This window comes from Vibrio sp. B7 (assembly GCF_963888765.1).
GTDB lineage: Bacteria > Pseudomonadota > Gammaproteobacteria > Enterobacterales > Vibrionaceae > Vibrio > Vibrio anguillarum.
Map to the genome: position 1 here is coordinate 42811 of NZ_CAWPKR010000033.1, position 26991 is coordinate 69801.

Annotated in this window: 18 protein-coding genes; 10 read left to right on the forward strand and 8 right to left on the reverse strand. The window is 43.7% G+C overall.

What is annotated here, in order from left to right; translation table 11 throughout:
* Nucleotides 1–10 precede the first annotated feature (10 nt).
* The 3 genes from AACV32_RS09755 to tldD are packed head-to-tail and all read left to right on the forward strand — an operon-like array spanning nt 11 to nt 6181.
* Nucleotides 11–3895, forward strand: coding sequence for a YhdP family protein (locus AACV32_RS09755; RefSeq protein WP_170895051.1), 3885 nt, complete (start codon nt 11–13; stop codon nt 3893–3895).
* A 10-nt stretch (nt 3896–3905) separates the two neighbouring features.
* A complete protein-coding gene (locus AACV32_RS09760; protein ID WP_170895050.1) occupies nt 3906–4739 on the forward strand; it encodes a carbon-nitrogen hydrolase family protein in 834 nt (277 codons plus the stop codon).
* The gene (gene tldD, locus AACV32_RS09765) at nt 4736–6181 is read left to right on the forward strand and encodes a metalloprotease TldD (protein ID WP_013857867.1); all 1446 of its coding nucleotides are present in this window, start codon (nt 4736–4738) and stop codon (nt 6179–6181) included. The genes AACV32_RS09760 and tldD overlap by 4 nt, the downstream gene beginning before the upstream one ends.
* Before the next feature lie 117 nt (nt 6182–6298).
* On the opposite strand, the gene arcA is transcribed toward tldD, so the two are convergent.
* Nucleotides 6299–7519: an arginine deiminase gene (arcA, locus tag AACV32_RS09770; protein WP_017047087.1), complete on the reverse strand. Its 1221-nt coding sequence runs from the start codon at nt 7517–7519 to the stop codon at nt 6299–6301.
* A gap of 687 nt (nt 7520–8206) precedes the next feature.
* Here arcA and rraB point away from each other — a divergent pair.
* From rraB to AACV32_RS09795, 5 genes are all read left to right on the forward strand, one after another.
* Nucleotides 8207–8632: a ribonuclease E inhibitor RraB gene (rraB, locus tag AACV32_RS09775; protein ID WP_170895049.1), complete on the forward strand. Its 426-nt coding sequence runs from the start codon at nt 8207–8209 to the stop codon at nt 8630–8632.
* A 143-nt stretch (nt 8633–8775) separates the two neighbouring features.
* Nucleotides 8776–10413: a site-specific integrase gene (locus AACV32_RS09780; RefSeq protein WP_170895048.1), complete on the forward strand. Its 1638-nt coding sequence runs from the start codon at nt 8776–8778 to the stop codon at nt 10411–10413.
* A complete protein-coding gene (locus AACV32_RS09785; protein WP_170895047.1) occupies nt 10410–12254 on the forward strand; it encodes a hypothetical protein in 1845 nt (614 codons plus the stop codon). The genes AACV32_RS09780 and AACV32_RS09785 overlap by 4 nt, the downstream gene beginning before the upstream one ends.
* A gap of 2 nt (nt 12255–12256) precedes the next feature.
* Nucleotides 12257–14266 carry a hypothetical protein gene (locus tag AACV32_RS09790; RefSeq protein ID WP_170895046.1) on the forward strand — a complete coding sequence of 670 codons (2010 nt, stop codon included), beginning with the start codon at nt 12257–12259 and terminating at the stop codon, nt 14264–14266.
* On the forward strand, nt 14267–14752 hold the full coding sequence (locus AACV32_RS09795) for a hypothetical protein (RefSeq protein ID WP_170895045.1): 486 nt from the start codon (nt 14267–14269) through the stop codon (nt 14750–14752).
* 313 nt (nt 14753–15065) lie between these two features.
* On the opposite strand, the gene AACV32_RS09800 is transcribed toward AACV32_RS09795, so the two are convergent.
* Together AACV32_RS09800 and AACV32_RS09805 are read right to left on the reverse strand one after the other, a co-directional pair.
* Nucleotides 15066–16193 (reverse strand): restriction endonuclease subunit S, encoded by a 1128-nt coding sequence (locus tag AACV32_RS09800; protein ID WP_170895072.1) that lies wholly within the window; start codon nt 16191–16193, stop codon nt 15066–15068.
* Entirely contained in the window at nt 16181–18211 is a 2031-nt protein-coding gene (locus tag AACV32_RS09805; RefSeq protein WP_170895044.1) for an HsdM family class I SAM-dependent methyltransferase, read from the reverse strand. Before AACV32_RS09805 ends, AACV32_RS09800 begins: the two co-directional genes overlap by 13 nt.
* A 681-nt stretch (nt 18212–18892) precedes the next feature.
* Between AACV32_RS09805 and AACV32_RS09810 the strand changes: the two genes are divergently transcribed.
* Complete coding sequence (locus tag AACV32_RS09810) at nt 18893–19696, forward strand: glycosyl hydrolase 2 galactose-binding domain-containing protein (RefSeq protein ID WP_013857849.1); 804 nt, start codon at nt 18893–18895, stop codon at nt 19694–19696.
* 11 nt (nt 19697–19707) lie between these two features.
* Here the strand turns inward: AACV32_RS09810 and AACV32_RS09815 are convergent, their stop codons facing one another.
* The 5 genes from AACV32_RS09815 to argR all read right to left on the reverse strand — a co-directional run bounded on the left by AACV32_RS09815 (nt 19708) and on the right by argR (nt 25557).
* Nucleotides 19708–20100 carry a DUF2061 domain-containing protein gene (locus tag AACV32_RS09815; protein ID WP_026028743.1) on the reverse strand — a complete coding sequence of 131 codons (393 nt, stop codon included), beginning with the start codon at nt 20098–20100 and terminating at the stop codon, nt 19708–19710.
* A gap of 168 nt (nt 20101–20268) precedes the next feature.
* Entirely contained in the window at nt 20269–20706 is a 438-nt protein-coding gene (locus AACV32_RS09820; RefSeq protein WP_013857847.1) for a universal stress protein, read from the reverse strand.
* An 84-nt stretch (nt 20707–20790) separates the two neighbouring features.
* A complete protein-coding gene (locus AACV32_RS09825) occupies nt 20791–23364 on the reverse strand; it encodes a TRAP transporter permease (protein WP_094128151.1) in 2574 nt (857 codons plus the stop codon).
* Between the two features lie 287 nt (nt 23365–23651).
* Entirely contained in the window at nt 23652–24620 is a 969-nt protein-coding gene (locus tag AACV32_RS09830) for a TAXI family TRAP transporter solute-binding subunit (RefSeq protein WP_026027829.1), read from the reverse strand.
* A 463-nt stretch (nt 24621–25083) separates the two neighbouring features.
* Nucleotides 25084–25557, reverse strand: a complete 474-nt coding sequence (gene argR / locus AACV32_RS09835; RefSeq protein ID WP_013857844.1) for a transcriptional regulator ArgR — start codon at nt 25555–25557, stop codon at nt 25084–25086.
* A 325-nt stretch (nt 25558–25882) separates the two neighbouring features.
* On the opposite strand from argR, the gene mdh reads away from it, so the two are divergent.
* Nucleotides 25883–26818, forward strand: a complete 936-nt coding sequence (gene mdh, locus AACV32_RS09840) for a malate dehydrogenase (RefSeq protein WP_017043806.1) — start codon at nt 25883–25885, stop codon at nt 26816–26818.
* Nucleotides 26819–26991: the final 173 nt, after the last annotated feature.

Sequence of the window (26991 nt, forward strand, 5' to 3'; positions counted from 1 at the left end):
TAGGGCTTTTGTGATCTCAACTTTTACGCGCCTTTGGCGAATAGTATTGTGGTTTATCGTTTGCGTGCTAGTGGTGCTGGCTGTTGCTGTCACCACCTTGCGTGTGTTTTTGCCACAAATGAATCGTTTCCAAGGCGAAATACAAACGTTGATCAACCAAAATTCAGGTTTTGAATTTGAATTAAGTGAGGTCACTGGTTTTTGGCGTAATACTCACCCGTCAATTGCACTTAAGGGGCTAAAAGCAAAGCTACCTGATGGATCGCAAATTCACTTTTCTGCGCAGCAAATCGATATTGAATTTGACCTCATTCAGTCAATACTGCAAATGCAACCTGTGGTCGCGGATCTCAGTATGCATCAACTCAAATTGGATATTCGCTCGGTAAACTGGCTTGATCTACAGGCTGAAGATAACCAACAGAGCCGCACACAAGGCAATGTCATTCAACGTTTAGACAACCTACTGTTGCGGCAATTGGATGATTTTGCGCTACTCGACTCGACGGTTTTCTATCAATCTGTCGCGGGGGAGATTCGCCAGTTAGATATTGAACGTCTTCGGTGGAAAAATAACGCTCAGCAACATAAAGCTGAAGGCGTGGTGAGCATCGCTGATACCAGTATTAACTCTCTGTTAGTGAGTGCTAACTTTGAAGATCATGGTTCACTACGCGATATTTCAGGTCGCTTCTATGTTAGCGCTGACAATATCAAAATAAACCCGTGGTTGACTCGTTATCTCAAAGACGAAACCGGCATTAAGAAAGGACAGGTGAGTTTTAATGCATGGCTGACCTTAGAACATAACCAACCCAAAGATGGCTATGTCGAACTTAAGCCCTCTGAACTGGTTTGGGGTGAAGAGCGTCAGCATGAATTGCTGTTAGAGTCGGGAATCATCAAACTGTTACCTATTGAACAAGGATGGCAAGTTAACGCTTACTCACTTCAGTTGCGCACGGATGACGAAGTGTGGCCTAAACTTGATGTCGCGTTTGAATGGCAACCGACGCAATGGCGTTTGAACTTGTCGCAGTTAGACATAAAAACTTTGCTTCCCTTTGTGAAAATGATGCCCGATTCCAGCAAAACGAACGAGCTTTTGCAGCTATTGGATTTGGGGGGCACCTTAGAAGATATTCGGCTCAGCAAAGGAGATAGCCTGCAATCGCTTCGTTATTCGGCTGAACTCAGTGATGGCGCCATGGCGCAATGGCAGTTATTGCCACAAGTACACCATCTCAAAGCCTCCATTGCAGGTAGCATGGAGAGTGCCCGCGCCAAAGTGACGCTGATTGATGACGTGTTACCTTATGGTGAGGTTTTCCAAGCACCATTGAATATTCGTCAAGGTGAAGCCGATGTTGTGTGGCAAAAGCAAGACGATGGCTGGTCATTGTGGGCCAGTAAAGTGACTGCGGCGACGCCTGACTTACAAGTGCTTGGATCATTTCGTCTCGATTTTCCTGAAAAACGCAGCCCTTTACTTTCATTTTATGCGGAAGCGGACTTATACAATGCAGGTGAAACTTGGCGTTATTTGCCCACCTTAGCATTGGGGCGCAAGTTAACAGACTATCTCTCTACTGCGATTCAAGGTGGTAAAGCCAACACTGCTAAACTGCTTTGGTATGGTGAACTTGGCGATTTTCCCTACCAACAAAACAATGGCGTATTCCAAGCTTGGGTTGGTTTAAAAGAGGCGAAATTTAGTTTTGATACGGCGTGGCCGCCGATCACCAATTTGCAACTCGATCTGCTGTTTGAAAACGATGCGATGTACCTTGATTCACACTCTGCGACCTTAATGGATGTCACTGCCCAGCGGATCACAGGGCGAATACCTGAACTAGCCGAAGGTGGACACATCGAAATCGAAGCCAGTGCAACAGCCCAAGGCAATGCCGTACGCGACTATATGACCTCAACGCCTTTAGTGGATTCGGTGGGAGCGGCGTTAACGGCGATCCAAGTCAGTGGCGAAGTGCAATCTGAATTTCAGCTTCGTATCCCTTTTGATAGTGAACAGGAACCCCGAGCATGGGGTTGGGCGAATTTAAATAATAACCACGTGGAAATTGATGCACCGCCAATGGTGCTTGAGGGTGTCTCTGGCAAAATTGAATTTGATAATGACGTTGTGACGGCAGCCGGTTTGTCGGCTGATCTGCTGACTCAACCGATCGCGATTGATTTTAAAGGTGAAAATGCCAGCCAAGGTTACGCGGTGAATATTGATGTGGTGGGAGACTGGGATATTAAACCCCTGACGCCTTTTGTCGGTGAGCGCTGGCTAAACCGTTTAAAAGGGCATGCTCCTTGGCAAATGGGCGTTGATATTCAGCTCAATGATGTCGGTTTTACTTATCAAATCGACACCTTAGCCGATTTAAAAATGGTAGAAAGTGATTACCCTTACCCGCTAAAAAAAGCCTTCAACGTGGCAGGCAAAGCTCACTTGCAAGCATCGGGTAACCAAGAGTCGATCACCGCTCGCCTACAATTACCACAAGCGAAATACCAAGCTGAAATCGATATCACATCGAAAAAACCACGCCTGACGGCCACCAATCTCATAGTAGGGAGCGGCAATTTCAAAATCAGCCCAGTGGTTGGCCACCATGCGCAGATCCGCAGCGATACCTTTAATTTGGATGAATGGTTGAGTTTGGCCAATGAGCCTCAACCGAAGAAAAAATCAGCTCTAGCGGAGATGAATACTCCCGAGATCCCACCACCAGAGAGAGTGGACATCAACGTCAAAGCACTTCTACTAGCGGGCATTGAGTGGCACGATGTTGATTTTAGTGCTAGACGTAAAAATCTCGGTTGGTACGCACAGCTCGAGAGCCAAGAAGCAAAAGGTCAAGCGAGTTATATTGAACCTTATGATTTGTCCGTCTCGCTTGAACGCTTGCACGTTTACATTCCTGAGCTGGAGGATAGCTCCAAAAAATCACTGTTGGTTGATCAAGATCGCCAGTCTGAGCCGCTTATTACTGATTTTGACCGACAGTTTCATCGATTGGTGCCAAACTTAACTTTGGCCATTGATGATCTTTGGTTGCAGGGTTACAAGGTGGGCAAGATGAATATGGACTTCCAACGGCAAGGTGATACTTTGCAATGGAAGAAGATTTATATCAGTAGTGGTTCAAACCAAGTCAATATCAGTGGTGCTTGGACGTTGAATAAAGACGCACAAGGTGATGAGCGTAGTCATACTCAACTGAATCTCACCATGAAAGGTGACAATAATAGCGATTTGATGGAGCGCTTTGGCATCAGCTCCGGTATCCAAAGAGCGCCATTTGAAATGTCGAGTCAAACCGAATGGGATGGCGCGCCTTGGTCAATGAAGATCGACAGCTTAGAAGGCAAGATAGAGACTACTATGGGTAAAGGTGTCGTTTCTGATGTCAGCGGTGCCGCTCGTTTACTCGGATTATTCAGTTTAGATTCCATTATCCGTAAAATGCAGCTCGATTTTAGTGACGTGTTTGATAAAGGAATGGCCTTTAACTCAATTACGGGCAGTGGTGAAATTTCGCAAGGGATTTTTGTTACCAACAACATCAAAATGGATGCTGTTGCCGGTGAAATGACCATTAAAGGCTTAGCGGATCTCAATAGCCGTACTGTTGATGCTGAGGTGAATTTTGTACCAGACATCACATCAGGAATTCCCGTCTTGACGGCTTTTGCGGTGACACCGCAAACAGCGCTGTATGTCCTAGCTATTACGACCGTGATTGCACCTGTGGTTGAGGTCTTTACCCAAGTCAACTATGAGGTTAAAGGACCAATTAATTCACCGGTTGTTAAAGAGCTTTCACGTAGTAGGGGCGAGTTTAAATTACCAGAAAAGTTGAGAAAATTGACTGAAAAATAGGGAAGTAGGCATGGATCGCGTTGGACTTATTCAAATGACGTCAAGCTCTGAACCTGCGCAGAATTTGGCCTATATCGAACAGCAAGTGTCACTACTTGTGGCGCAAGGTGCGAAGTGGATTGTCACGCCGGAAAATGCACTGGTGTTTGGCACGCGACAACAGTATCACCAACATGCCGAGCCATTGGGGCAAGGGCCCTTGCAGAGTCAATTGGCTGCTATGGCTCTCTTTCATCGGGTGTGGCTGTTGGTGGGCAGCATGCCTATCCGTCGTGAGGTCGGGGTAACGACTACCTCCTTGCTGTTTGACGCTAGTGGCGATCTTGTCGCGTACTACGACAAATTACACATGTTTGATGCAGATGTCGCTGACGGCCACCAGCGCTATCGAGAATCGGAAACTTTTACCTGCGGCACAAAGCTGAGTGTTGCGTCGACGCCATTTGGTCAAATTGGCCTTTCCATCTGCTATGATGTGCGCTTTCCGCACCTCTATTCCCAATTAAGAATGCAGGGTGCCCAGATATTAGTGGTTCCTGCGGCCTTTACGGCGGTGACCGGAAAGGCACATTGGGAAGTCTTGTTAAGAGCCCGAGCGATAGATAATCAGTGTTGGATTGTTGCGGTTGGGCAAACTGGGCTTCATCCATGTGGGCGCGAGACATGGGGTCATTCGATGGTCATCAGCCCTTGGGGTGAGGTTATTGCAAGCTTAAACCAGCAAGTGGGGAATTTAGTCGCCGATATTGACTTGGTTTACGTTGAGCAAGTTCGACAAAAAATGCCCATTGCTGCACACACCCGATTCACCAATCAGTTTATAGATAATAAGAGCAAACTATGAGTATTAACCGCATTGAAGATGCACTATTAAAACCTGCAGGATTAACCGAGCAAGATATTGCGGATACACTAGCGACAATTGCCACTCGTCAAATTGATTATGCCGATATCTATTTTCAGTCGAGCTGGCATGAATCTTTAGTGCTCGAAGACAGCATTATTAAAGACGGCTCATTTAATATCGATTGCGGTGTTGGTGTGCGTGCCATCACAGGTGAAAAAACGGGTTTTGCTTATTCAGATCAAATCCAATTAGAAGGTTTGAAACAGAGTGCAATAGCCGCACGAGGCATTGCGCAGCAAGGTAAAAGTGGTTGTGTTCAAGCCTTTAAACGTAGCGATAATCAAGCCTATTATGCGGCGGATAACCCATTAGCCAGTTGGGAAAAAAAGCAAAAAACAGAATTACTGCAAGAGCTGGATGCTTACATTCGTACCAAAGAGCCCTTGATCCAAGAAGTCTCGGTGAGCTTAAGTGGTGTGCATGAACAGATGTTAGTTGCTGCAACCGATGGGACTTACGCAGGCGATATCCGCCCGTTGGTCCGTTTGTCGATCAGCGTGTTAGCACAAAAAGGTGATCGCCGCGAGCGAGGCAGCTCTGGCGGTGGTGGTCGTTTTGGTTATGACTTTTTCCTCACCGAACAAGATGGCCGTAAAGTTGCGTTTCAGTTTGCCGATGAAGCTATCCGACAAGCCTTAGTCAACCTTGAAGCTGTCGCAGCTCCCGCTGGCGCGATGCCTGTTGTGCTCGGTTCTGGTTGGCCGGGCGTCTTGCTTCACGAAGCGGTAGGGCATGGCTTAGAAGGTGATTTTAACCGCAAAGGATCTTCTGTTTTCTCCGGTAAAATTGGCCAGAAAGTAACCTCAACGCTTTGTACGATTGTTGACGATGGCACACTGAAAGATCTGCGTGGCTCGCTCAATGTCGACGATGAAGGTGTCAATGGTCAATACAACACCTTAATTGAAAATGGCGTGTTGAAAGGCTACATACAAGACAAACTCAACGCACGTTTGATGGGGGTGAACCCTACGGGTAATGGGCGTCGTGAATCGTACGCACATTTACCGATGCCGCGCATGACCAACACTTACATGTTGCCGGGTGAACATACGCCAGAAGAGATCATTTCAACAGTGAAGAAAGGCGTTTATGCGCCCAACTTTGGCGGTGGCCAAGTGGATATCACCTCGGGTAAATTTGTGTTCTCTGCCTCTGAAGCCTATATGATTGAAAACGGCAAAATTACTTATCCAATCAAAGGTGCAACCTTGATCGGTTCTGGTATTGAGGCAATGCAACAAGTCTCGATGGTGGGTAACGATTTGAGCCTTGATCGCGGCGTTGGAGTGTGCGGTAAAGCAGGACAAAGTGTGCCTGTTGGAGTAGGGCAACCTACGCTTAAGCTAGATTCGCTCACTGTTGGTGGCACCGAATAACGTTGTTACTCGCTCAGAGCTGACGTGGTTTGTATCGCGCAGCGTAAGCAAATAAAAAGCGGCGTTTTGATGCGCCGCTTTTTTATCTCTTTTATTCACTGCGTTGAATTGAAAAAGTTAAATATCATCTCGCTCGATCGGGCAACTCATGCAGCGCGCGCCGCCTCGGCCTCGGCCGAGTTCATTGCCGGGGATGGTTAATACTTTGATGCCCGCCTTATCGTATTTCTCGTTAGTGTAGACATTGCGCTCGTAGCCAATCACAACTCCGGGTTTAACCGTTAGCACGTTGTTGGCGTCATTCCATTGCTCGCGCTCAGCCTCATAGCTATCACCACCAGTGGTGATGATTTTGAGTTTGTCCAAACCTAACGCGCGTTCAATCGCATTAACATAACTTGGCATTGAATCGACGTTCATCCCGCCATCGCCTTTTGGCGTTAAACGCCATGTTTCTAAATCATGACGCATAATTTCGGGGTAAACAGAAAAGGTGTCGACATCCATATGTGTCATCACCGTATCTAAATGCATACAAGAGCGGTGTTTAGGCAGGTTAACGGCAATCACCTCTTTGGCCTGCCCATGTTTAAATAAACTCGCAGCAAAATTTTCTACTCCTTGCACAGTCGTGCGTTCGGAAATACCAATCAACACTGCACCTTTACCGATCACCAGTACGTCGCCCCCTTCAATATTGGCATTATCGTAGTGCAGATCTTCATCACCGAAATACTTGATAAAATTCTCTCCTGCAAATACAGGATGCCAACGATAAATGGCGCGTAAATGGTTGGTTTCACGTTGGCGTGCTGGTTTCATCATCGGATTAAGCGATACGCCGCCATACACCCAGCAAGAGGTATCGCGGGTAAAGAGATGATTGGGCAACGGTTCAATCACAAAATCTAACGGACGATGCATTTTAGGTAGCATCGAAGAGGAGTGGATGGGCAGTTCGGAATAAGCAAGACCACCGAGTAGCAGAGTGGCGAGGTGTTCGTTATCCATGTCAGCTAAATAGCAGCGCAGATCGCGTGCCAAAGTGGGACCATAGCGAAAATCAGAAATTTGCGTATCGAGCAACCACGCTTTGGCATCGGCAACGGCTAAGGTTTCGACTAAGAGATCATGCAACAACAGCACTTCAACATCTTGGTCCTTCAATGTGTTGGCAAAGGCATCATGCTCTTTTCCTGCATCTTCTACGGCAAGCACATCATCAAATAACAGTTCATGACAGTTCGACGGTGTGAGATGAGTTAAGGCACGCTCTGGCCGATTGAGTAATACTCGGCGCAGTTGCCCAACTTCAGATCCAACGTACAGCTTATTCATTTTGTATCCCTACTCTTATTTCTCATGTTCTTTATGACAAGCTTAAGCGAACGATGCAAGTCTACTTAGTGGTGATATTAGCTGTTATTTTGTGAACTTATAGTTGTGTATGCTTTAAAGTGTGCGCTTATTAAAAAATAACTCCAAAACTAGCCAAATAAGCCTAATAACGACAAAGTGCTTTGTTATGCGTTTTTGGCTCAGAGGAGGGTGAATTAAGCATGAAGAATAAGTGATTTTCTATGCGGTTATTTACATAAAAAGTGCATAATGCGGGCATGTTTAGCCAAAGCGACCTTTTTCGCTATGCATGAATGTTTGATAAACAGGCAGTTTAATGCGGTGAAAGAGCAAATCATCAGGCAGATAATCTACTGAATTAGCAAAATGAAAATAAATTGTTAAATTAAAGTGTTTTTTTATTTAATCTGTACTTGATTGAGCAGTGATCCTTTAGAAAGATAAAGATCGCGGTACGTTGTTGGTGGCAATTTTAGGCGAACCATGCCATATTTCGTCGAAATTCATTTATACCCTTCCGACGTGAAGTTGCAGCGGTGCTGGCTACGTTTGCTCACCCCAGTCACATAGTTTATCTATGTTCATGGGGATGAACTCACTTGCCGCCTATCTGCAACGCCAAGTTGATGGAGTATAGTCTACATTTAGCCAAATCTGGAGCACCTTATGTCTCAACCTCAGCAAGATGACTACGTATCCGTTGAAGAGTTAATCGAAATTCAAAAAGAAGATACTCGCGACATCATTCAAGCCCTGCTCGAAGATGGCAGTGATCCAGATGCGTTATATGAGATAGAGCACCACCTATTTGCTGAAGATTTTGACACGCTAGAAAAAGCGGTTGTTGAAGCCTTTAAAATGGGCTTTGAAGTGCTTGAAGCAGAAGAAACAGAAGATGAAGACGGCAATAAACTATTGTGCTGTGACGCGACTATGCAATCGGTACTGAAGGCCGAAGCGATCGATGAACAGGCAGAGAAGCTTATTCAACTTGCTGAAAAATATGACATTATTTACGACGGCTGGGGCACTTACTACGAACACCCCTACGATTCTGACGAATACGAAGACCCCGACGATTTTGATGAATAATAAAAGTGAGAATTAATGAGAGCCTCGCCACATGGTGAGGTTTTTTTTGCTCTAATTTTGTTTTTTACCATCCATACGACTTTTGAAGGTGAGAATATGTGATAGGTTTAATGTTAACTAGATAATGAGTTAGCGACATTCAAATGACGGAAATCATTTACGACATCAAGACAAAAACATTAAAACCTTTCACTTATAAAAAGCCATTGGTGTTCGTTGATGATAATGGAGAGCTTCAATATGAATACTCTCGTAACAAAGAAAGTCATGTTCATATTAAGAAGGTTATCTTCTTGAACTTGGTTGGTTACGAGAAGCTTAAACGGCTTGATGAGAAGGGTAAGCCGATGAAAGATGAGTACGGCAACACTATTTTCACTAAGGGAAAGCTGCTTTCATTTGAGCCTCTGGATTGTGTTAATGAGTTTATTCTTGCAAAACACGTTGAGAAAGATGCAGAAGAGTCCCAACAAGCTTCTAAAGCTCTCACACATTACTTCAGGTTTATATTGGATGCTCAAGCAAAGTGGGATAGTAAATATGACAATGAAGATTACGATCCCTTTATCGACCCTCCTCGCCCTGCTTGGGATAAGTTTGCTGTTAGGAAAAATCTACGTGCCACATTCATGTACAGGGATGCAATCAAAAAGACAACGATAAGTGGAACAGGGTTAGCTCGAACGACCGCAGTATCGTATGTGCGTTCAGTTGTAGAGTTTTACAAACATCATCTCAGACAGGGAATGAAGTTTAATAACCCTCCGTTTGAATTTGAAACCTTGCTAATTAGCATCGAAAACAGTGGCACTCACATGAGCGCTTACAGTCGTAAGGTAATACAAACCACCGATTTAAAACTGAGCTTCCCAAAGTCAAAGCGAAACGATGGAGGTAAGTTACCCAATGCAAGACGCGATCTAAAGCCACTGTTAAACAGTGAATGGGAAGAGATTAAGAATGTCCTGATTAACACCCAGCGGGTCATTAAGAATGTTAATCGCGAAGAAAAGCTTGTTAGCCTACCTGAAGAGTATTGCTTATTGCTCCGCGTCTACCGCTACACGGGGCTTCGTAAGGAGGAAGGCGCAAGTTTGCATCTAAGACAAGTGGTTCGCCCTGATATGAAAACTGCTGTATTGAGGCTTGGTGTGGGCAACCAATATGGCTCACTCACTAAAGACCCTAATGGTGGTTACAACAATAAGTCTCGACGCACCATCATTCCTAGTTCACTGATGCTCGAACTTTACAACTACAGCCACTCACCAAGATACAAAAAACGCTTAGCGAAATTTAAAGAAAGATGCAGGGCTGAGAGAGAGGCGGGTAATGATGCCTACTTTGATGGACCTGATGGGGTTGATGAATACAAGCAATACCTTTTCATTAGTAACTCTGGTGTACCCTTGTTTAAGAAACTGGAAGAAATCAATACTCGATGGAATGAGGTCAGGAAAACAGCTGCCATTAATTTGCCGAATGAAATTGATTCGGTGGTTCACAACTTACGCTCTACCTTTGCGATCTCAGCTTTTCGGACATTGTTAAAGAAAATGGATGCAGACGAGGCTCTAAAAATAGTATCAGCATTTCTTGGGCATGAAGATTTATCCACCACACTGCTTTATCTACAAATTGCTCAGGATAAGCCTACTGGGGATGAAATCTGGGAAGATGTGTTGGACTACGTTGGTGTGTTCGATGAAGAGAGCGAATTGGATGATTTACCTGAGTTCGAAGAGGCGTCTAGAAAGCTTGAGGAGTCAAAGAAAAAATGAGCCGCAAAGATAACTCAACCCCCGTTTTCCTTGATGAAGCATTTTATGACACCCCCGTCGCAATTATTGAGCCGCTTCATTTGGATGAGTTGAAGCTGAAATGCAACGGAGGTACATCTCATTTTATCCAGCTGTTATATAAAGGCGCTCCTAACTATTCTCAGCGAGGCAAAAAAATAGAGGGTGTGGATTATATACCTGTTGCAGGTAGAGAGGCTTTTGTCCGAGATGTCTATCGTCTTCTAAAAACGGATTTCAACCGCACAAAGAAAAGATATTTTGAAAAATTGAAGTTATACCTTCGCTGGATGGACAGTAATCACCTGGACCCCATTAATGGTGACTACTTTGCCCCAGATTTATACAACGCCTACATGGATTATCATCAAGACAAATGTAACCGAGGTGAGCAAAGTCTATCAACATGGAGTAACGCTAAAAAGATGGTTGGCTTTTTCCTTAAATCTAATAATCGCTCCGTCGAGGCAAGGCAATTAAAATTAATAAAATGGGGCAAAAAACAGGCCGTTTCACATAAAGGCATTGATGTGGTTGGGGAGTACAAGCCGCTTGTTCGTCGGTTTATTGCGGCGTTTGGAGAGTTTAGACAACATTTTTTAAAGGGCACTAAACCGGATGTTCATCCACTTTGGCGTGAAGATCTGTTCGATCAACAAGCCGAGAAAAATGGGTGGAGCCCCGTAAAAAAAGTAAATTATAAACAATATTTTAAGAATGCTGTAAGAACCGAAAATTCAGCACGTAACCATTTTTCTCGACTGGCTGCGATGCTTGCGTTTTGCTTCACAGGGCAAAACACAACCCCCCTTTTAAACCTTCGCTTTAGCGACATCCGGTTTACCGCTAAATCGAATGGCAAAGTCTACTTTGATATGACCAAGGCGCGTGCAAATCATTTGAACTTTGATACTTCACTTGGCTTTCATAAAAAGACCCAAGAGTTCTTCCATCAATGGCTGGAAATCTCGATGTCACTTCAGAAAAACTCTGGTACAGAATGGGTGTTTCCTTATTTTCTGAAATCAGGCGATATTCAGGGGGGGGTTGATGCAGGTCAAACAGCACCTCAAAAGAGCATCAATAGGTACACAAAGAAATTGGGATTTGTACATGTAACACCCTCAAAACTACGCCAAACGAAGATTGATGCATTAATGAAAGTGACGGAAGACATCTGGCTAGTGTCAATGTCAGCGAATAATTCAATTGAAGTTCTTGCAGTTAGTTATTCTGACGGCAATGAAGGTGATCATAGAACGAGCTTGGCGGCAAACGGTGATGCGCTGTACGACATTTCGAAAAATGGCACCGATCCTCACGAGGCCGCGAATAAATCGAAGTTTAATCATGCCAATGTACTGAGCGACTACAACTACAAAAGGCTGCGTAAGGAAGAAACAGCGAACGATACCCAAACCCCCCTAGGTGTTCGCTGCAAGGATTCTTCACAAGGTGTTGCCGCAAGAATTAAGAAAAACCTTGAAAATATGGGGATCAAACAACCAGAAAAGGAGCAAAGTTGCACTGATTTCCTTGGCTGCTTCGAATGTTCGTATCATCGACTAGTGTCTGAGGTAGAGGATATTTGGCTAATGCTGTCCTTCAACGACACGCTACAAGAAATGAAGGGTTACCCAGCGATTAATAGTCTGCCAACGGATAAGTTTCATAAGCTGTGTAACACCATAGAATCGATTTTAAAGGCGTTTAAAAAGGTTGCGCCTGATAACTACACCAAAGCGCTAGAAATGCACAGCGAAGCCCCTCATCCGCTTTATAGTGATGGGTATAGTCTAATGGACTTACTGGAGACGTTTTAACAATGAATGATAAACCCGATAAACTCCATAACGTTGTTTCATCAGTTCCAATTCAGAAGTCTGAAACGGCATTCTTAATCGAGGGGTTAGACAGGCTCGACGTAAAAGATAAGCCATACCATGTTGAGAAGTGGGATTTTTCAACGTCGCATACCGTTGGGGTGAGGTATCAATTAATCGTGAGCTTTAATTCTACTAAGCCTGAGTATGTTAATGGAATACAGGACGCATTATATCAGCTCTATCACCACTCAAAAAAAGTGGGTACATTGCCCTTATCGGTCAGTTTCATGGATAGGTTGAAGACTACGCTACAGCATATTGCAGGCTGCTTGGAGGGGACAGATTGGAGTCAACTAGATAACGCCAGACACTGGAAATCATTTACCCGTAGGCTTAAACAGAAACAGCTTGGCGGCTCACATTTTGGTCACTTTCTTACAGCATTAAATAAACTGACTGATGTTGGTTTGCTCAGTTCATATGTTGACGCGAAGGCGTTAAGAAAGTGCGCAACTAGGACAGAACCTGAGCAGCATGTGGCTATTCCGCATAAATTGTATCAATGCATCATGAATAATGCCTTAGAAACCGTTGAAAAATACCATCCGTATCGTCATGAGATTTCATTGGTTATGGGAGAAGCCTATGACATTAGGAAGCGAATTCGTAATGGTGAAAAGCTTACTGAACAAGGTCGAGGCTTTGGCAGAAAGGAACTATTAATGACCGACAAAGCCCTTGGACAAAGAGTGAGAAATGCTACAAAGAGGATTGAACATCGAATTCCTGGTTTCAATGTAGACTTGCAAGCTGATGGCTTGGCCGACATCCTGACCAGTTGTTTGGTGGTGGTTCAGGGCTTCTCAGGGGGGAGAATTGGAGAGGTCGTATCTTTCAACAAAGGCAGCGTAGATACGGTAATGGTTAACGGTAAGCCAGTGACCTTACTCACAGGTGAGACAAGCAAGGGGCATGATGGAATACCTATTCTTGCCACTTGGCAATCACACTCTGTTGCAGAAACAGCGCTAGAACTGGCTTATGACATGATGGCGTCAACTCGCGAGTTTTATCACAATGGCGTTGATAAAAAAGAAGCGAAAGGTGAGGTGCCACAAAAAATAAAGCACATGAGAAAACAATTGTGTTCCGCATTTTTGGTGCCTAAAGCTGTACGACAAGGCAGCGACAACTATATATTCGACCCTTTCAATGCACTGAAAAGGTTTATAAAAAATCTAGGTTATAAGGCCACCTCAGAGGATGTTGAAGAGTTTAATACGCTAAATCCTTCAAGAGAGGGACAATTAAAAGTTGGCGGCACATACAATGGCTTGAGTTCTCATGACTTTAGACGGTCATTTGCCGTGTTCTTTGTGCGATACGGCTTCGGTACGGCTTCAGGGATTAAATTTCAATTTAAACACCAAAACATCAATATGGCAGGTTACTACGCAAATAATGCGGTATTGGCACAGTTGAATGACCTGCTGATGGATGAAGAGGTCTTAAACGACTTGAAAGAGGCTGGTATTGACTTGGGGGTGGATATCTTCGATGAGATTTACAACGAAAGTGAGCATTTGAGTGGGTTCAAAGGCGAAGAAATTATGCAGGAACGACTGGATCAATTGAAAGCTGGAAAACGCATCTTCATGACTCGTGCTGAAATTGAAGAGAACATTCGTCGTGGCAACTTTCACATCATGCAACTTCCGAGCGGTGCCTATTGTACTAATGCTTCGTGTGACCGAGTGTGTGGTACACAACTATTTCGAGCGGAAATCAAAGAGTGCGATCATAAAGTTGTGACCGATAAAGGAGCGAAAAAGATTGCTAGACAAAGAGAACGTTTGATTGCCAAGTTTACGAACCTTAATACTGGTGATGTATTAAAAAGTTCAATCCTGAGTGGCTTAAAGCAGAAGATTCAAGTGGAAGAACTGATACTAAAAGCACACGAAATTCCTTACACGCCATTTACTGATGTCATTATTAGAGTAACCTAAATGAACCAAGAAGCTCTCAGGGATTTGATACAAGAAGAGAAAGCATTGTCGGCTGAAGAAAAGCTTCATAAGGCACTCGCTCGACTCCAAAATGGCATACCTTTGCGAACTAAAGCTAAAGGTCGTCTAACTCTGAATAAAATCAACAATGAAGCGGGATTAGGGCGTAGCTACATTCATAAGTTCAAAGAGTTCGTTGATAAGGTTGCTAACCCTGCTATCGAAGCGCACAACGAATTGCAAGATAACCCAGAGCTGTCTGTAACAGCTTCGCCTCTTACAGAAGATATGAGCGAAATCGATAGGCTCAAAGATGAGTTAAGGAAGCAGATTGAACTTAAAGAAGGTTATCGGATTGAGAGAGATGAGGCTCTAGCAATTAATGATGGACTTGAAGCATTGAACAAGTCGCTGATGTTTCGAGTCTATGAACTTCAGCAAGAACTTCCTGATAGCGTTGCTGAGTATGAAGATTATAAAAAGTAACTGTTAGTTGTTAGTAATTTGGGTTGGGTTGGTCAGAACGCAATCGTCCTTTCCAACTCAAGATTCCTCAAACCTGACAGGTTACTCTAACTGACTTCTGCCCCATTACTAGTTTCACCAAAAAACCTACTTTCTCGACCATGTGAACTTTGACCAAATATAACTAATCTGACACCCAAAACTCACAAAGTACGAAAAATGAGTGTCATTGTGCTTTTCTTGACTCAAATGAACACACTGATTTTTGCCCTGTAAATCATCGGTCGAGTAAGTGTATTAAGAGTGGCCGTTATGGGCACTATTTTTTTGCATCCTACGAGTGGATTACTTCTTTGTGGGCTTGTATTTTTTTATCTGCATATACGACTACATCCTTGATAACAATCTTTTGAATTGCAGATATGAGTAGCTCCATAGCTGAGTAATTAGGATTGCTTGAATTTGTTTTAACAGGTAGCTGAATGTTTAAAGCATCAGCATCTTTAGCGTAAAAGTTTCGCCCATAATCAAACTGACCAGCATTTGCTACTTTATGTGCTGATGTGGTTACAAAAATTGAGGCGAACTTATCTAAGTTTTCAGTGTGAACAACTGCGACGTGATCATCTGCACCATATGAGTGGTTTCGATATTTCGCAGAACCAAACATATCAATGGTTACAGTGTTCTTGTTAAAAACCGTAACGTCATTACCAATAAAAGCTGAAATACCTTGATTTGTTTCACCTGCTGTTACGAAAGGTGTCTTACCTTTGATTCGGTCTGAACTTTTTAGGCGTCTACCTCTGGTTGCTAAACCAAATAGATCCTTTAGGTTGAACTTACCCCACTCAATATCATCATTAGTAAAGTCATCTAAAGCCTTTCGCTCATCTTCTGTCAGTTCACAATCAGATAACCCTGTCACTGCTAAGTAAGCCCCTAGCTCTGCTATACGCTCCGCCTCTAGCTCCGTTATGAATCTCTCCATGAACTCAAAGTCTGGTTTCCCTTGCTTGACAGGAAGTTTGAATGATATTTGTTGAGCTACACTCCAATGCCTTGAGTAGCCTTTATCAGGAATGCTTTTTTTCCATGATGAGTTAATAAACATAAGAGACTTATCTGATATTAGAGGGTTTTCAACGCTCAAAACTTTGGTGTTGTCTGCCACACAAAAACAGCTTTTAGCAATATTAAAGCTTCTTGTATGATCTCCAAAAACAACATAAACCTGATTTTCCTTGTTTATAGAAAAATCAGGTTTTTCATTTGTATACCCAATTATCCCATTGTTCGTAGATTCGGAGGAATAAACAGGAACGCGACCGGTGATATCTAATTCAGCTTTACTTAGTTTGTTTTTAACCTTGCATAATTCAAATAGATTGTCATTAAACTTAAAGTCTCCCCACTCAACATTTTCTAACTTTTCGTTAAGTGAGGTGGTTACTTTCCCGATTCAGTGCCCATTCCTTTTTGCTTTAGAAGATTTGATACTTCCCACGCTAGGTAGTCACTGACTGTCTTTTTGAAATCAGCAATGGTTGGTTTGGTATCAATGGGAATGCTTTGATTCCAATCGGCACCATTTTTAGGATCTATCGTATTCTCGTAATACTCACTTTCAGTAAACAGGCTTAGTTTGCTTTTACCGAAGCGGACAAGGCTCACAAGCTCGTCATATCTAGCTTGGGCTTGATCGGTATCTTTTAAGTTATTGCTGGCTTTCTTTCGATTGGTTCGAGTGTACCCATCATTTGAAAAGTCGATAAACTTCACCATCTCGTCTTTATGGTGAGCCTCTCCAACTTTAAATACATACACATAAGTCTGAACACTAGACTTGCCAATGAAGAGATCTATCGGCATCTTGATGCTGGCGATGAGTGTATTTGTTTCAAGTATCTTTTGGTTTAACTCTTTAGCTTTACCAGTACCTGCTGAACTTTGAATGATGATCGCAGCATAGCCTTTGTTCATCATGCTTAATGCTTTGTGAACAAAGTTCATTCCGTTACCAGTAGCAGAATACGGAGGGTTTAGAACAAAAGCATCGGCTGGAAAAAGTTCATTGTCCTTACCAAACCCATACTTACCGTCAAAAGTGAGAGAGTCGCCATTTAGAACGTTAGAGCTACCGTCTCCCATTAAGATCATGTTTAACACCGCAAGCATGTAGACACTTGATAGCATCTCTAACCCTAAAAGCTGCTCTGCTTTAATCTGAGCCTCTTTTCTGGCTAGTTTTTCTGGTGATGTTATCGTTTGTTTAGCATCGTTTAGCATTTCATTCATGGCCGCTACAAGTAAGCCTGCAGAGCCAGTGGCAAAATCCCAAACGTAAGAATCTTTGTTTACACGAGCCAATCGGGAAAGAAGCGTCGAAACATAAGACGGTGTGAGAACAACATCGTTTAGCTTGTCTTGAGAAAAGCCTAACCACCCGTACATTTCATTGAACAGTTTGCCTGTGAAGTCAGTCGTTAAACCAATCTTGTAGTAGATACCTAAGTCATCAACAATCTTTATGAAGACACGTTTTAGTTGGCTTTCACCGTCTTTGACCTTATTGATGTTTTCAGTCGTGAGTGTGTTGGTGAGAGTTCTTAGGATTAACTCTCGCTTTTCACGAGGGATATTTTTTTCGCCTAAGAAGGCTTTGATCTTGCGAAGTAAAATATCACCGTCTCGATTACCTTCTTCTTGGGATGAGAGTAATTCAGACTTTTCTAATGGTTTTACTTTTCCAGCCACACCTAACGTAGCCATGATTGAAGCAGCGACTAGGTAAACCCTATCGTTTTCACCTAATCCTTTTTCATTCTGGTAAATGTCGTTGTTAAGACGAGTTAAGCTAATATCAATCTCTTTCTCTCGTTGTTGCTTGAGCTTGTCTAGCTCATCTTGAGATAGGTTGAGAGATTTAACTTTCTGAATAAAGTTGTCGAAGTGTTTTGATGATAAGAAAGATAGGTCGCTATATTCACCGACTTTTTGACCTGCACCAAGGTTGTGCTTAGATACGTAGTAAACGCCTATTTCATGATTTAGGTTGTCTGACTCATCTTTGTAACCCGTGATACCAATAGCGATGATGTCTGTATAGCTAGTGTGGTGTAGAACAGCGTTAGCGTAGTGAACAGCCCCGTTAACCGCAAAATCATTGATGTTTTTTAGGTTAGGCTCACCTTTCGCATTCCTATTATCAACGTTGCCGTTACTATCTAGCTTAACCAGTTTGCCTTGTAAGCCTTTGTACTCAATCAGAACTGGATAGTTATTGGTTAATGAATCTTCCAGTAAAAGCTTAGCGTCAGGTCTATTCCCACCTTGTCCGCCACTCTTTGTAAAGTAATCATTCAGAGCCTTATCAATCTCTGAATTAAGGCTTTCTTGCTCTAGTTTGTAATCCAGTTTGTGGCTTTTAAGCCAGCCATTCGCTAGGTCTGCAATGTTAGGTTCTACGGATTTAGGCATGAGTTCAATTAAATAGGTGTGTTATTAATGCCGTGCATTCTACTATATGTTTCTATATTTCAAAGTATTTCTGGTGATTCGCCATAAACTCATAGAAGCCCAATTTAACGTAACGGCACTTAGTGAGCACCCTAGTCCAACCTTTTTGCTAGTGCGATGTTATTCATCGCACTAGCACTTCACAACAACTTTTCCATACCCCTAGTTATTCATGATTTGCTAATGTTCGATTTTCCGAAACTGATAATTGTCCAAAAATGAGTTACGTTGAGTATAAAACTGTATTTGTCTCCTATATTTTATCTGATTCAGCCATATAAAAAGGTGTGAATCTTAAAAGCTAGTAATTCACACCTTTTTGCGATTTTCCCGCTTAATCGTGATATTTTGTATGAATGGTGTGAGAAGCCTTTTGTATCCTGCCTGCTCACACTAATTTAAAGAAAGGAAGTGTAAGGGTGTACTCTGGTGAAGATGCGCTATACGACGATGAAGAAGATGAAGACGACCAAGAGTAATTAGGCGTTATTTACCTTGATGTGAGATACCAGCCCTTTGGCTGGTATTTTTTTAGCTATGCAAAGCTAACGGGGCACTTTAGTGACGAATCATTATTTTTGTCAGCACATCTTTATTTATTTTGTATATAATCGCTCAACATTGATCTAGCTCAAGTTTATTATGCGAATTTCTCTTGCTGGCTTTTGGCAGCTTTCACCGTTGACTGATTTATCGATCCCGCAAGATGATCTTTGTTTTCCTGCGCCTCTTAGCCAAGTATTACCTCATGATATGACAGAAGCACAAATTGCCGAGCAAGAGTGGCATTTGATGCATGATGTTGAGGTGGATGAAGTGATGCTTGGTTTTGCTGCAATTGATCTTGTGCTTGAGGGGATCGATTTTTATGCGGAAATACGTTTAAACGGTGTGGCACTATTTGATTGTGATGGCAGTCAAGCGGTGTATAAAAAAGACATTAGGCCTTTGCTGCAACTCGGCCGCAATCGATTCGAAATTTTGTTTGTTGAGCAAGAAGAAGAGTGGTTGCTGGAGGATCAAGATTTACCGCAATTATGCCCATTAGGACACCACTCGGTGAAGAAATACGATGAGCGAATGGGTATTTGGCAAGAGCCTTATCTGCAATGCATTCGTCATGTTCGTTTAGAGCATGTTACCACTGAGCAAATCTGGCACTATGGCGGTGGCTGTGAGTTTTTGGTTCACTTACATTATCAAACCTACGCACCAGGATTAGTTTCCGCGGTGGTGAAATTTAATGGTATGAGCTATCAGTTACCTATTGATGTACGTCATCAGCATGCCAGTGCTTTATTTCAAGTGGAAGCGCCGAAGTACGCAGATCTTACACAGCTTAACCCGAATGATTTGTATACCTTATCGGTGCAACTTGATGGTCAGCAGCAATCCTTCCATATTGCGTTAAGCGAAGATCTCTGTGTTACCCATTTTCCTATCTGATCAACGTACAGTTAATGAGAGCATTTCATTGGTGACCATTCTTGTGGATGCCTCTTTTGCCAAAACTTCTCGTAGAAGTAGTAAGCACACGTATTAATGCTCGGTTCGATCATGGCTAAAACACCACCGATGACAAAACTTCCGGTCATGATATATGCCACGCTAAATGCAACACTGAAGTGCACTACAGCAAAGCTACCTGTTTTAATTTTGGCCGATTGTGAGTAGCGGCGCAGTGGGGTGTAGTGCGCCCATACTTTTTCGTGAAAGTAAAAAGCAACGGTATTGACCATCGGCTCAAGCATGGCAATCAGACTACCAAGAATAATGTCGCCCGTAAGTAGATAAACGACGGTAAACGCAATACTGAAATGGATCGCGGCAAAGCTAAGCGTTTTTTTCATAATGTTCACCTAAACGGTTATCGGGTTGATGTAAACATTATTGATAATTATTCTCAACAAGTAAAGGTAATTGAGCCTATTAGTTTGATAGCCAATTCCTAACTGAGGCGCTTGTCGTTGGCATAAAAAAAAGCGCCTCATGCGCTTTTTTATGACGATGCAGGGTTTCTATCCTTGCGGTTTGACAACCAGTACATTGATTGGCGAGTTTTGCACTACTTTACTGGCCACCGATCCCAGCATCACTTTATCGATCTTCGATCGTTTATGGCTTGGCATGATAATCAAATCAGCTCCGAGCTTTTCTGCGTAATCTAAAATGGTGGTGTAGGCTTTACCTTCCGCTACATGCAGTTTGTAGATTATTTCGTCAGCGATATGTTGATCAGCAAACTGTTTTAGCTGTTGCTTGACGTCTTCTTTCATTTTCGCCGCGGCATCTTTTGGAAAGTATGTGGCGACCATCGACATGTGGATACCAGGTAATACATTTAAAAGATGAATTTCAGCATTAGAATGTGTCGCGTGCCAAACAGCAAGTTCAACGGCTTTGTCAGAAAAGCCTTTTTCATTAAGGTCCACTGGAACAAGGATGTGTTTATACATTATGGATTATCTCATCTACGATAGGGTGCTTTAGAGCACCTTGTTTCCGTAAAGTATATGCCTAGCTCGTGCTAGGCATATTGATTAAGCGCGTATTTCTTGTGTTCTCATACGGCGTTTTTGATTCCAAGCTAGCGTCAGCACTAATAATAATGCAGGTAAGAAAACCCACTCTTTCATTGGCCGTTGGCTTTCCAACACAACTGAGCGGATTTCCCAATCAAAATCTATGCCTGCAGCTTCAGCTGGACTGCCAAACTCAATCATATCCACCAGCATACGATTACTGGTTTCTTTCAGGGTTAGCCCCATTGATTGAATACGCTGTTCTGCCGTTGACGCTTGATCATCAAAAGGGAGTAGTACTGTTTTTGATAAGTAATCACCTTCAATGGTTTCACCAGCGACGATAAGCTCTATCGATTGACCCACATCGAGGTTTTCTACAATTTGCGCTATCTCTGTGCCTGGGTGCAGTTCGCTTGCAGGATAAATCATGTCCCACCAAAAACCGGGTCGGAAGAACGAGAACGTCAGCACCAACAACAAGACGGTTTCCCACCATTTATTGCGTGTTAACCACCAACCTTGGGTCGCAGCAGAAAACAGCAGCATTGCGGTAATTGCCGAGAAAATGGTTAACGCTAAGTGCCACCATGTATCAATTCCCATTAGCAGTAGTTGAGTGTTGAATACGAACATAAAGGGCAAAATGGCGGTACGAATATCGTAAGCAAACCCTTGAATACCTGTACGAATAGGGTCTGATTTAGCGATAGCGGCTGCGGCAAATGCCGCCAAGCCAACTGGTGGGGTGTCATCTGCCAAAATGCCGAAATAGAACACAAATAAGTGTACGGCAATCAATGGGATGATAAGACCATGAGCGGCTCCCAGTGTCACAATGACGGGAGCCATTAAGGTTGATACGACGATGTAGTTGGCGGTAGTCGGTAAGCCCATACCAAGAATGAGGCTGATCACAGCGGTAAAAATCAGCATCAGTATGACGCTGCCACCGGAGATAAACTCAACAAAATCGGTCATCACTAAGCCAATGCCAGTCAAGGTGACGACACCAACGACGGTTCCTGCGGCGGCGGTTGCCACACCAATGCCAATCATATTCCGCGCGCCCGAAACCAAGCTTTCGGCAAGATCAACAAACCCAGCCTTCACTTGCGTGTTCAAATCGTTGCTCTTATTGAGTAACGACATGATTGGCCGCTGAGTGATCAAAATGAAGACCATAAATATCGTGGCCCAAAAGGCGGATAATCCAGGCGAGAAGCGCTCGACCGTCAAACACCATACTAGCACCACAATAGGTAGCAGGTAATGAAGCCCTGATTTTACCGTCGGCCCAGGGTCGGGTACTTCTTGGATATCCATATCCATTGCACTTTCTGAGGCGTAGCGAGACGAAATTTTAATCAGAGCGACATAAGTCAGTAAAAGCGCGACCGTAACAATTGGAGTAGCGGCGTCACCAAACACCTCTTTGGTCCAACCAATGCCGTAGTAAACAACAGCGCTGAGAACGCAAAGCCCTAAAATAGTACCCGTAAATGAAAGTAAGCTTTGCACCCATGTCGGTGTATGACGGCGAGGTAGGCCTTTCATTCCTGCTTTGCAGGCTTCCAAATGGACAATATAAATTAAGGCAATATAAGAGATAAGCGCTGGCAGTAGCGCCGCACGGATCACTTCAACATAGGAAATACCGACATATTCCACCATTAAAAATGCGGCAGCACCCATGATAGGCGGGGTTAATTGGCCATTGGTGGAAGCGGCTACTTCAACAGCGCCCGCCTTTGTTCCGGGAAAGCCGACACGTTTCATCAAGGGAATGGTAAAAGTACCGGTGGTAACTACGTTTGCAATCGATGAGCCAGACACTAGCCCCGATAAGCCTGAGGCTACAACCGCTGCTTTCGCGGGACCGCCTCGCATGTGGCCCAGCAGTGAAAAGGCTACTTTGATAAAATAGGAACCTGCGCCAGCTCGTTCAAGCATTGCACCAAATAGAACAAACAAGAACACAAAAGAGGTGGAAACGCCAAGAGCCACCCCAAAAACCCCTTCAGTAGTCAGCCATAAATGAGACATCGCTTTGTTTAGGCTCGCTCCTTTATGAGCGATCACATCCGGCATGTAGGGGCCACCAAAGGTGTAGAGCAAAAAGAGTGCTGCGACCAACATTAGCGGTGGCCCTAACGCTCGACGTGTTGCTTCAAGTAATAGCACCATTCCTGTGACAGAGACCGCTATATCAATCAAGGTTGGCGCACCGGAGCGACCAGCCAACTCATTGTAAAATAAATAGATGTAAGCAGCAGAGAAACTGCCCGCCAATGCCAAAATCCAATCAATCAATGGAATGCGATCGCGTGGTGAGTTTTTTAACGCAGGGTAGGCAGTAAAGGCGAGAAAAACAGCGAATGTGAGGTGAATGGCTCGTGCTTGCGTATCGTTTAAGATGGCAAAGTTAAAAATAAAGGGCAGCGGTGAAGCATACCAAAGTTGGAATAGTGACCAACATAGTGGGACAAACCACAAAATGCGCCCCGGCAAGCCGTGAGGGTTTCTTGCGCCGGTATCAGATTGCGCTACCATTTCCTGCACATCGGTTGACGGAGTAAGTGTCTTCGTCATGTACGTTATCCTTATTATTGGCTGCCTACGTCTCGGTTGGTCACAGGGTCAATTCACTGCTAATGAGAAGTGGGCTATTGCGGAACAGAACAAAAGGTGGGTTGTTAAATCATTTAAAACCCAAATGTGCCCAGAGAGTCGTTGTAAACGTAAGAGGACAGGCCATCATCGCTGACCATAACGCCAAGGGATAAAGGGCATATCGCTCGTGACTGAAAGGGCAATCAAAGGAGACGTTCAGCCTCCTTTGATTCGGTATCGCTATTGTTGGTTTTCGCGATGCGAAATTATTTTAGCAGACCGATTTCTTTGTAGTATTTTTCTGCGCCAGGGTGAAGAGGAATGGAGATCCCCGCTTTCACCATGTCTTCTTTTTTCAAGTTAGCAAAGGCAGGGTGAAGACGTTTAAAGGTATCAAAATCTTCAAATACCGCTTTGACCAAATTGTATGCGACTTCATCAGACACATCAGTGCTTGATACCAAGGTCGCAGCCACACCAAAACTGGTTACATCTTTATCTGTTCCACGGTACATGCCAGCAGGAATCGTGCTATAAGCGTAGTAAGGGTTATTGGCAACAATTTTTTCAATTTCAGGGCCAGTAGCAGAGACGAGTTTTGCATCGCATGAGGTCGTTGCTTCTTTGATTGAACCATTTGGATGGCCAACCATATAAATAAAGGCATCTATTTTATTGTCGCACAATGCTTGAGAGCGCTCAGAGCCTTTGAGCTCAGAAGCCAATTTGAAGCTGTCATTGGTCCAACCAAATGCATCCATCACCACTGCCATGGTGGCCCTGTCACCAGAACCTGGGTTACCAATGTTGACACGTTTACCTTTCAAGTCAGCCACGTTTTCAATGCCAGAATCCGCGCGGGCAATGATATTAAAAGGTTCGGTATGAAGGGAAAAAACTGCGCGCAGTTTTTTATTCGGGCCTTGCTCGGCAAATTCACTGGTACCGTTATAACCATGGTACTGCCAGTCAGATTGAACAATACCGAAATCGAGTTCACCTGCACGAATCGTGTTCACGTTGTAGATCGATCCGCCCGTTGATTCTACTGAGCAGCGAATGTTGTGATCTTTACGCCCTTTATTAACCAGCTTACAAATAGCACCACCTGTCGGGTAGTAAACACCAGTGACGGATCCTGTACCAATCGTAATGAACTCTTGTGCGCTTAACGTACCTGTACCCATGACCGCTGCTGCAATAATTCCAACTTTAATCAATTTATTCAATGCCATGAATTTTCCTTCCTTATTCATTATTAACCCCATAGATAATTGTTGTTACACCCTTCCCACCTGAAGTTGCTGTGGTGTTGGCTACGTTCGTTCACCCCAATCACAGAATTATCCATGCTTATGACGACTGACTCACTTGCCGCCTACCCGCAACTTCAAGTTGTTTGGGTATCGGGGGAGTTTCCTCATCTAGAAACGGCATCTTTTTCAATCCGTATGTTGAAAAAGTGGCTAAATAATACCAAAAAATCGACACATAATTACAGGAATGTTAAAAAATGTAGCGAAATTGGCTATCAATAAGCGTCATTGTCAGAGCCAAAATATGGCAATAGCTTGCCTATCAAGGAGTTATTCCTCTTTCTGCTGTGACAACTTATTGCTGAAGATGTGAAGAGAATCACGCCGACTTGACTCAGTGTGATTCTACTAGAGAGTGAGATGAAATGCGTTTAGTGACAAATTACCCTGCGTAATCAAACAGATCACAGACTGAATCAAACAGCTGCTTTGTCGTTACGTTCAGTGTCGGTGTGATAAAAATGGTATCGTCACCGGCCACCACACCCAAGATGCCTTCTGATTTGCCCAGAGAATCAAGTAACCGAGCAATAAGCTGCGCCGCCCCTGGTCCGGTATGAATCACTACCAGCGCGGCATTGTGATCTATATCTAGCACTAATTCGCGCAGTGAACTTGATACGGTTGGTACACCGAGTTCAGCAGGAAGGCAGTAGACCATCTCCATTTTTGCGTTGCGAGTGCGTACCGCGCCAAATTTAGTCAGCATGCGAGATACTTTGGATTGGTTGATATTATCAAACCCTTCATTACGCAGGGCATCGACAATGTCACCTTGAGATCCAAAACGTTCTTCTTTTAATAGATTTTTAAAAGCACGAACCAGATTATCTTGCTTATCATTATTGTTGCGCATAGTTATCGTCTTCGATTAGCCATTTATTGCTGCATATTCTCGCATAGCTATGCAGTCATCGCCAAATTATCGTCCAAAAGTGTCTAAAAGGTCACTGTAAACTTTTATGTAAAACTTTGGTCGAATGGCAACTTAACTCTTTGTCGGTAAAGATAAACAAGGTCATAATTGCCATCGGTGCTGTAGCACGATTTTAGCGAATTGCGCGAGGTCGCAAAGCTAGCGTTAATTGATTGTAATCATATTGTGATTGCTATAGTTTTCTAGCTTAAAAATACCCTACACAAAAACATTTATAAGAGATTTATTCTCAAGGAGAACTACGATGAAAGTAGCTGTTATTGGTGCCGCTGGTGGCATCGGTCAAGCCCTAGCACTTCTACTTAAAAACCATCTTCCTGCTGGTTCCGATCTGGCGCTGTATGACATCGCACCGGTGACTCCGGGCGTTGCTGCCGATCTAAGCCACATTCCTACTCCCGTATCGATCAAAGGCTATGCTGGCGAAGATCCAACACCTGCGCTTGAAGGTGCGGATGTAGTCCTTGTTTCTGCTGGTGTCGCTCGTAAGCCGGGTATGGATCGCGCAGATCTGTTTAATGTTAACGCTGGCATTGTGAAAGCATTGGCTGAAAAGATTGCGGTTGTCTGTCCGAAAGCCTGTGTGGGCATTATCACCAACCCTGTCAATACAACAGTACCTATTGCAGCGGAAGTCTTGAAAAAAGCAGGCGTTTACGACAAGCGTAAGCTATTTGGTGTGACAACGTTGGATGTGATCCGCTCAGAAACGTTTGTCGCGGCGCTAAAAGATAAAAACCCTAGCGAGATTATTGTGCCTGTGATTGGCGGCCACTCAGGCGTCACTATCCTTCCTTTGCTTTCGCAAATTGAAGGGGTTGAGTTCACGGCTGAAGAAGTGGAAGCACTAACTAAGCGCATTCAAAACGCAGGCACCGAAGTGGTGGAAGCGAAGGCGGGTGGCGGCAGTGCAACACTGTCAATGGGTCAAGCGGCTTGCCGTTTTGGCTTATCATTAGTCAAAGCACTACAAGGTGAACCAGGTGTTGTGGAATGTGCCTACGTTGACGGTGGTAGTGAGCATGCCTCATTCTTTGCACAACCGATTAAACTCGGTAAGGAGGGTGTCGAAGAAGTGTTGAGCTATGGTGCATTGAGTGCCTATGAACAAGCCGCGTTAGATGGAATGCTGACAACACTGAAAGGTGATATTCAGCTAGGTGTTGATTTCGCCAAATAAAGAATAACCTTATCTTATACAAAAATGCCGCTTGCTCATCCAAGCGGCATTTTTTATGGTTTTTACCAATATTTTTGTATGATGATGCTTTGAACTGTGTAATATGCGGTTTTTTTTACTGAGCAGTGCATTATTTTCGTCGTGAACTTACAAACTTTTTGATCCCTAGCAAT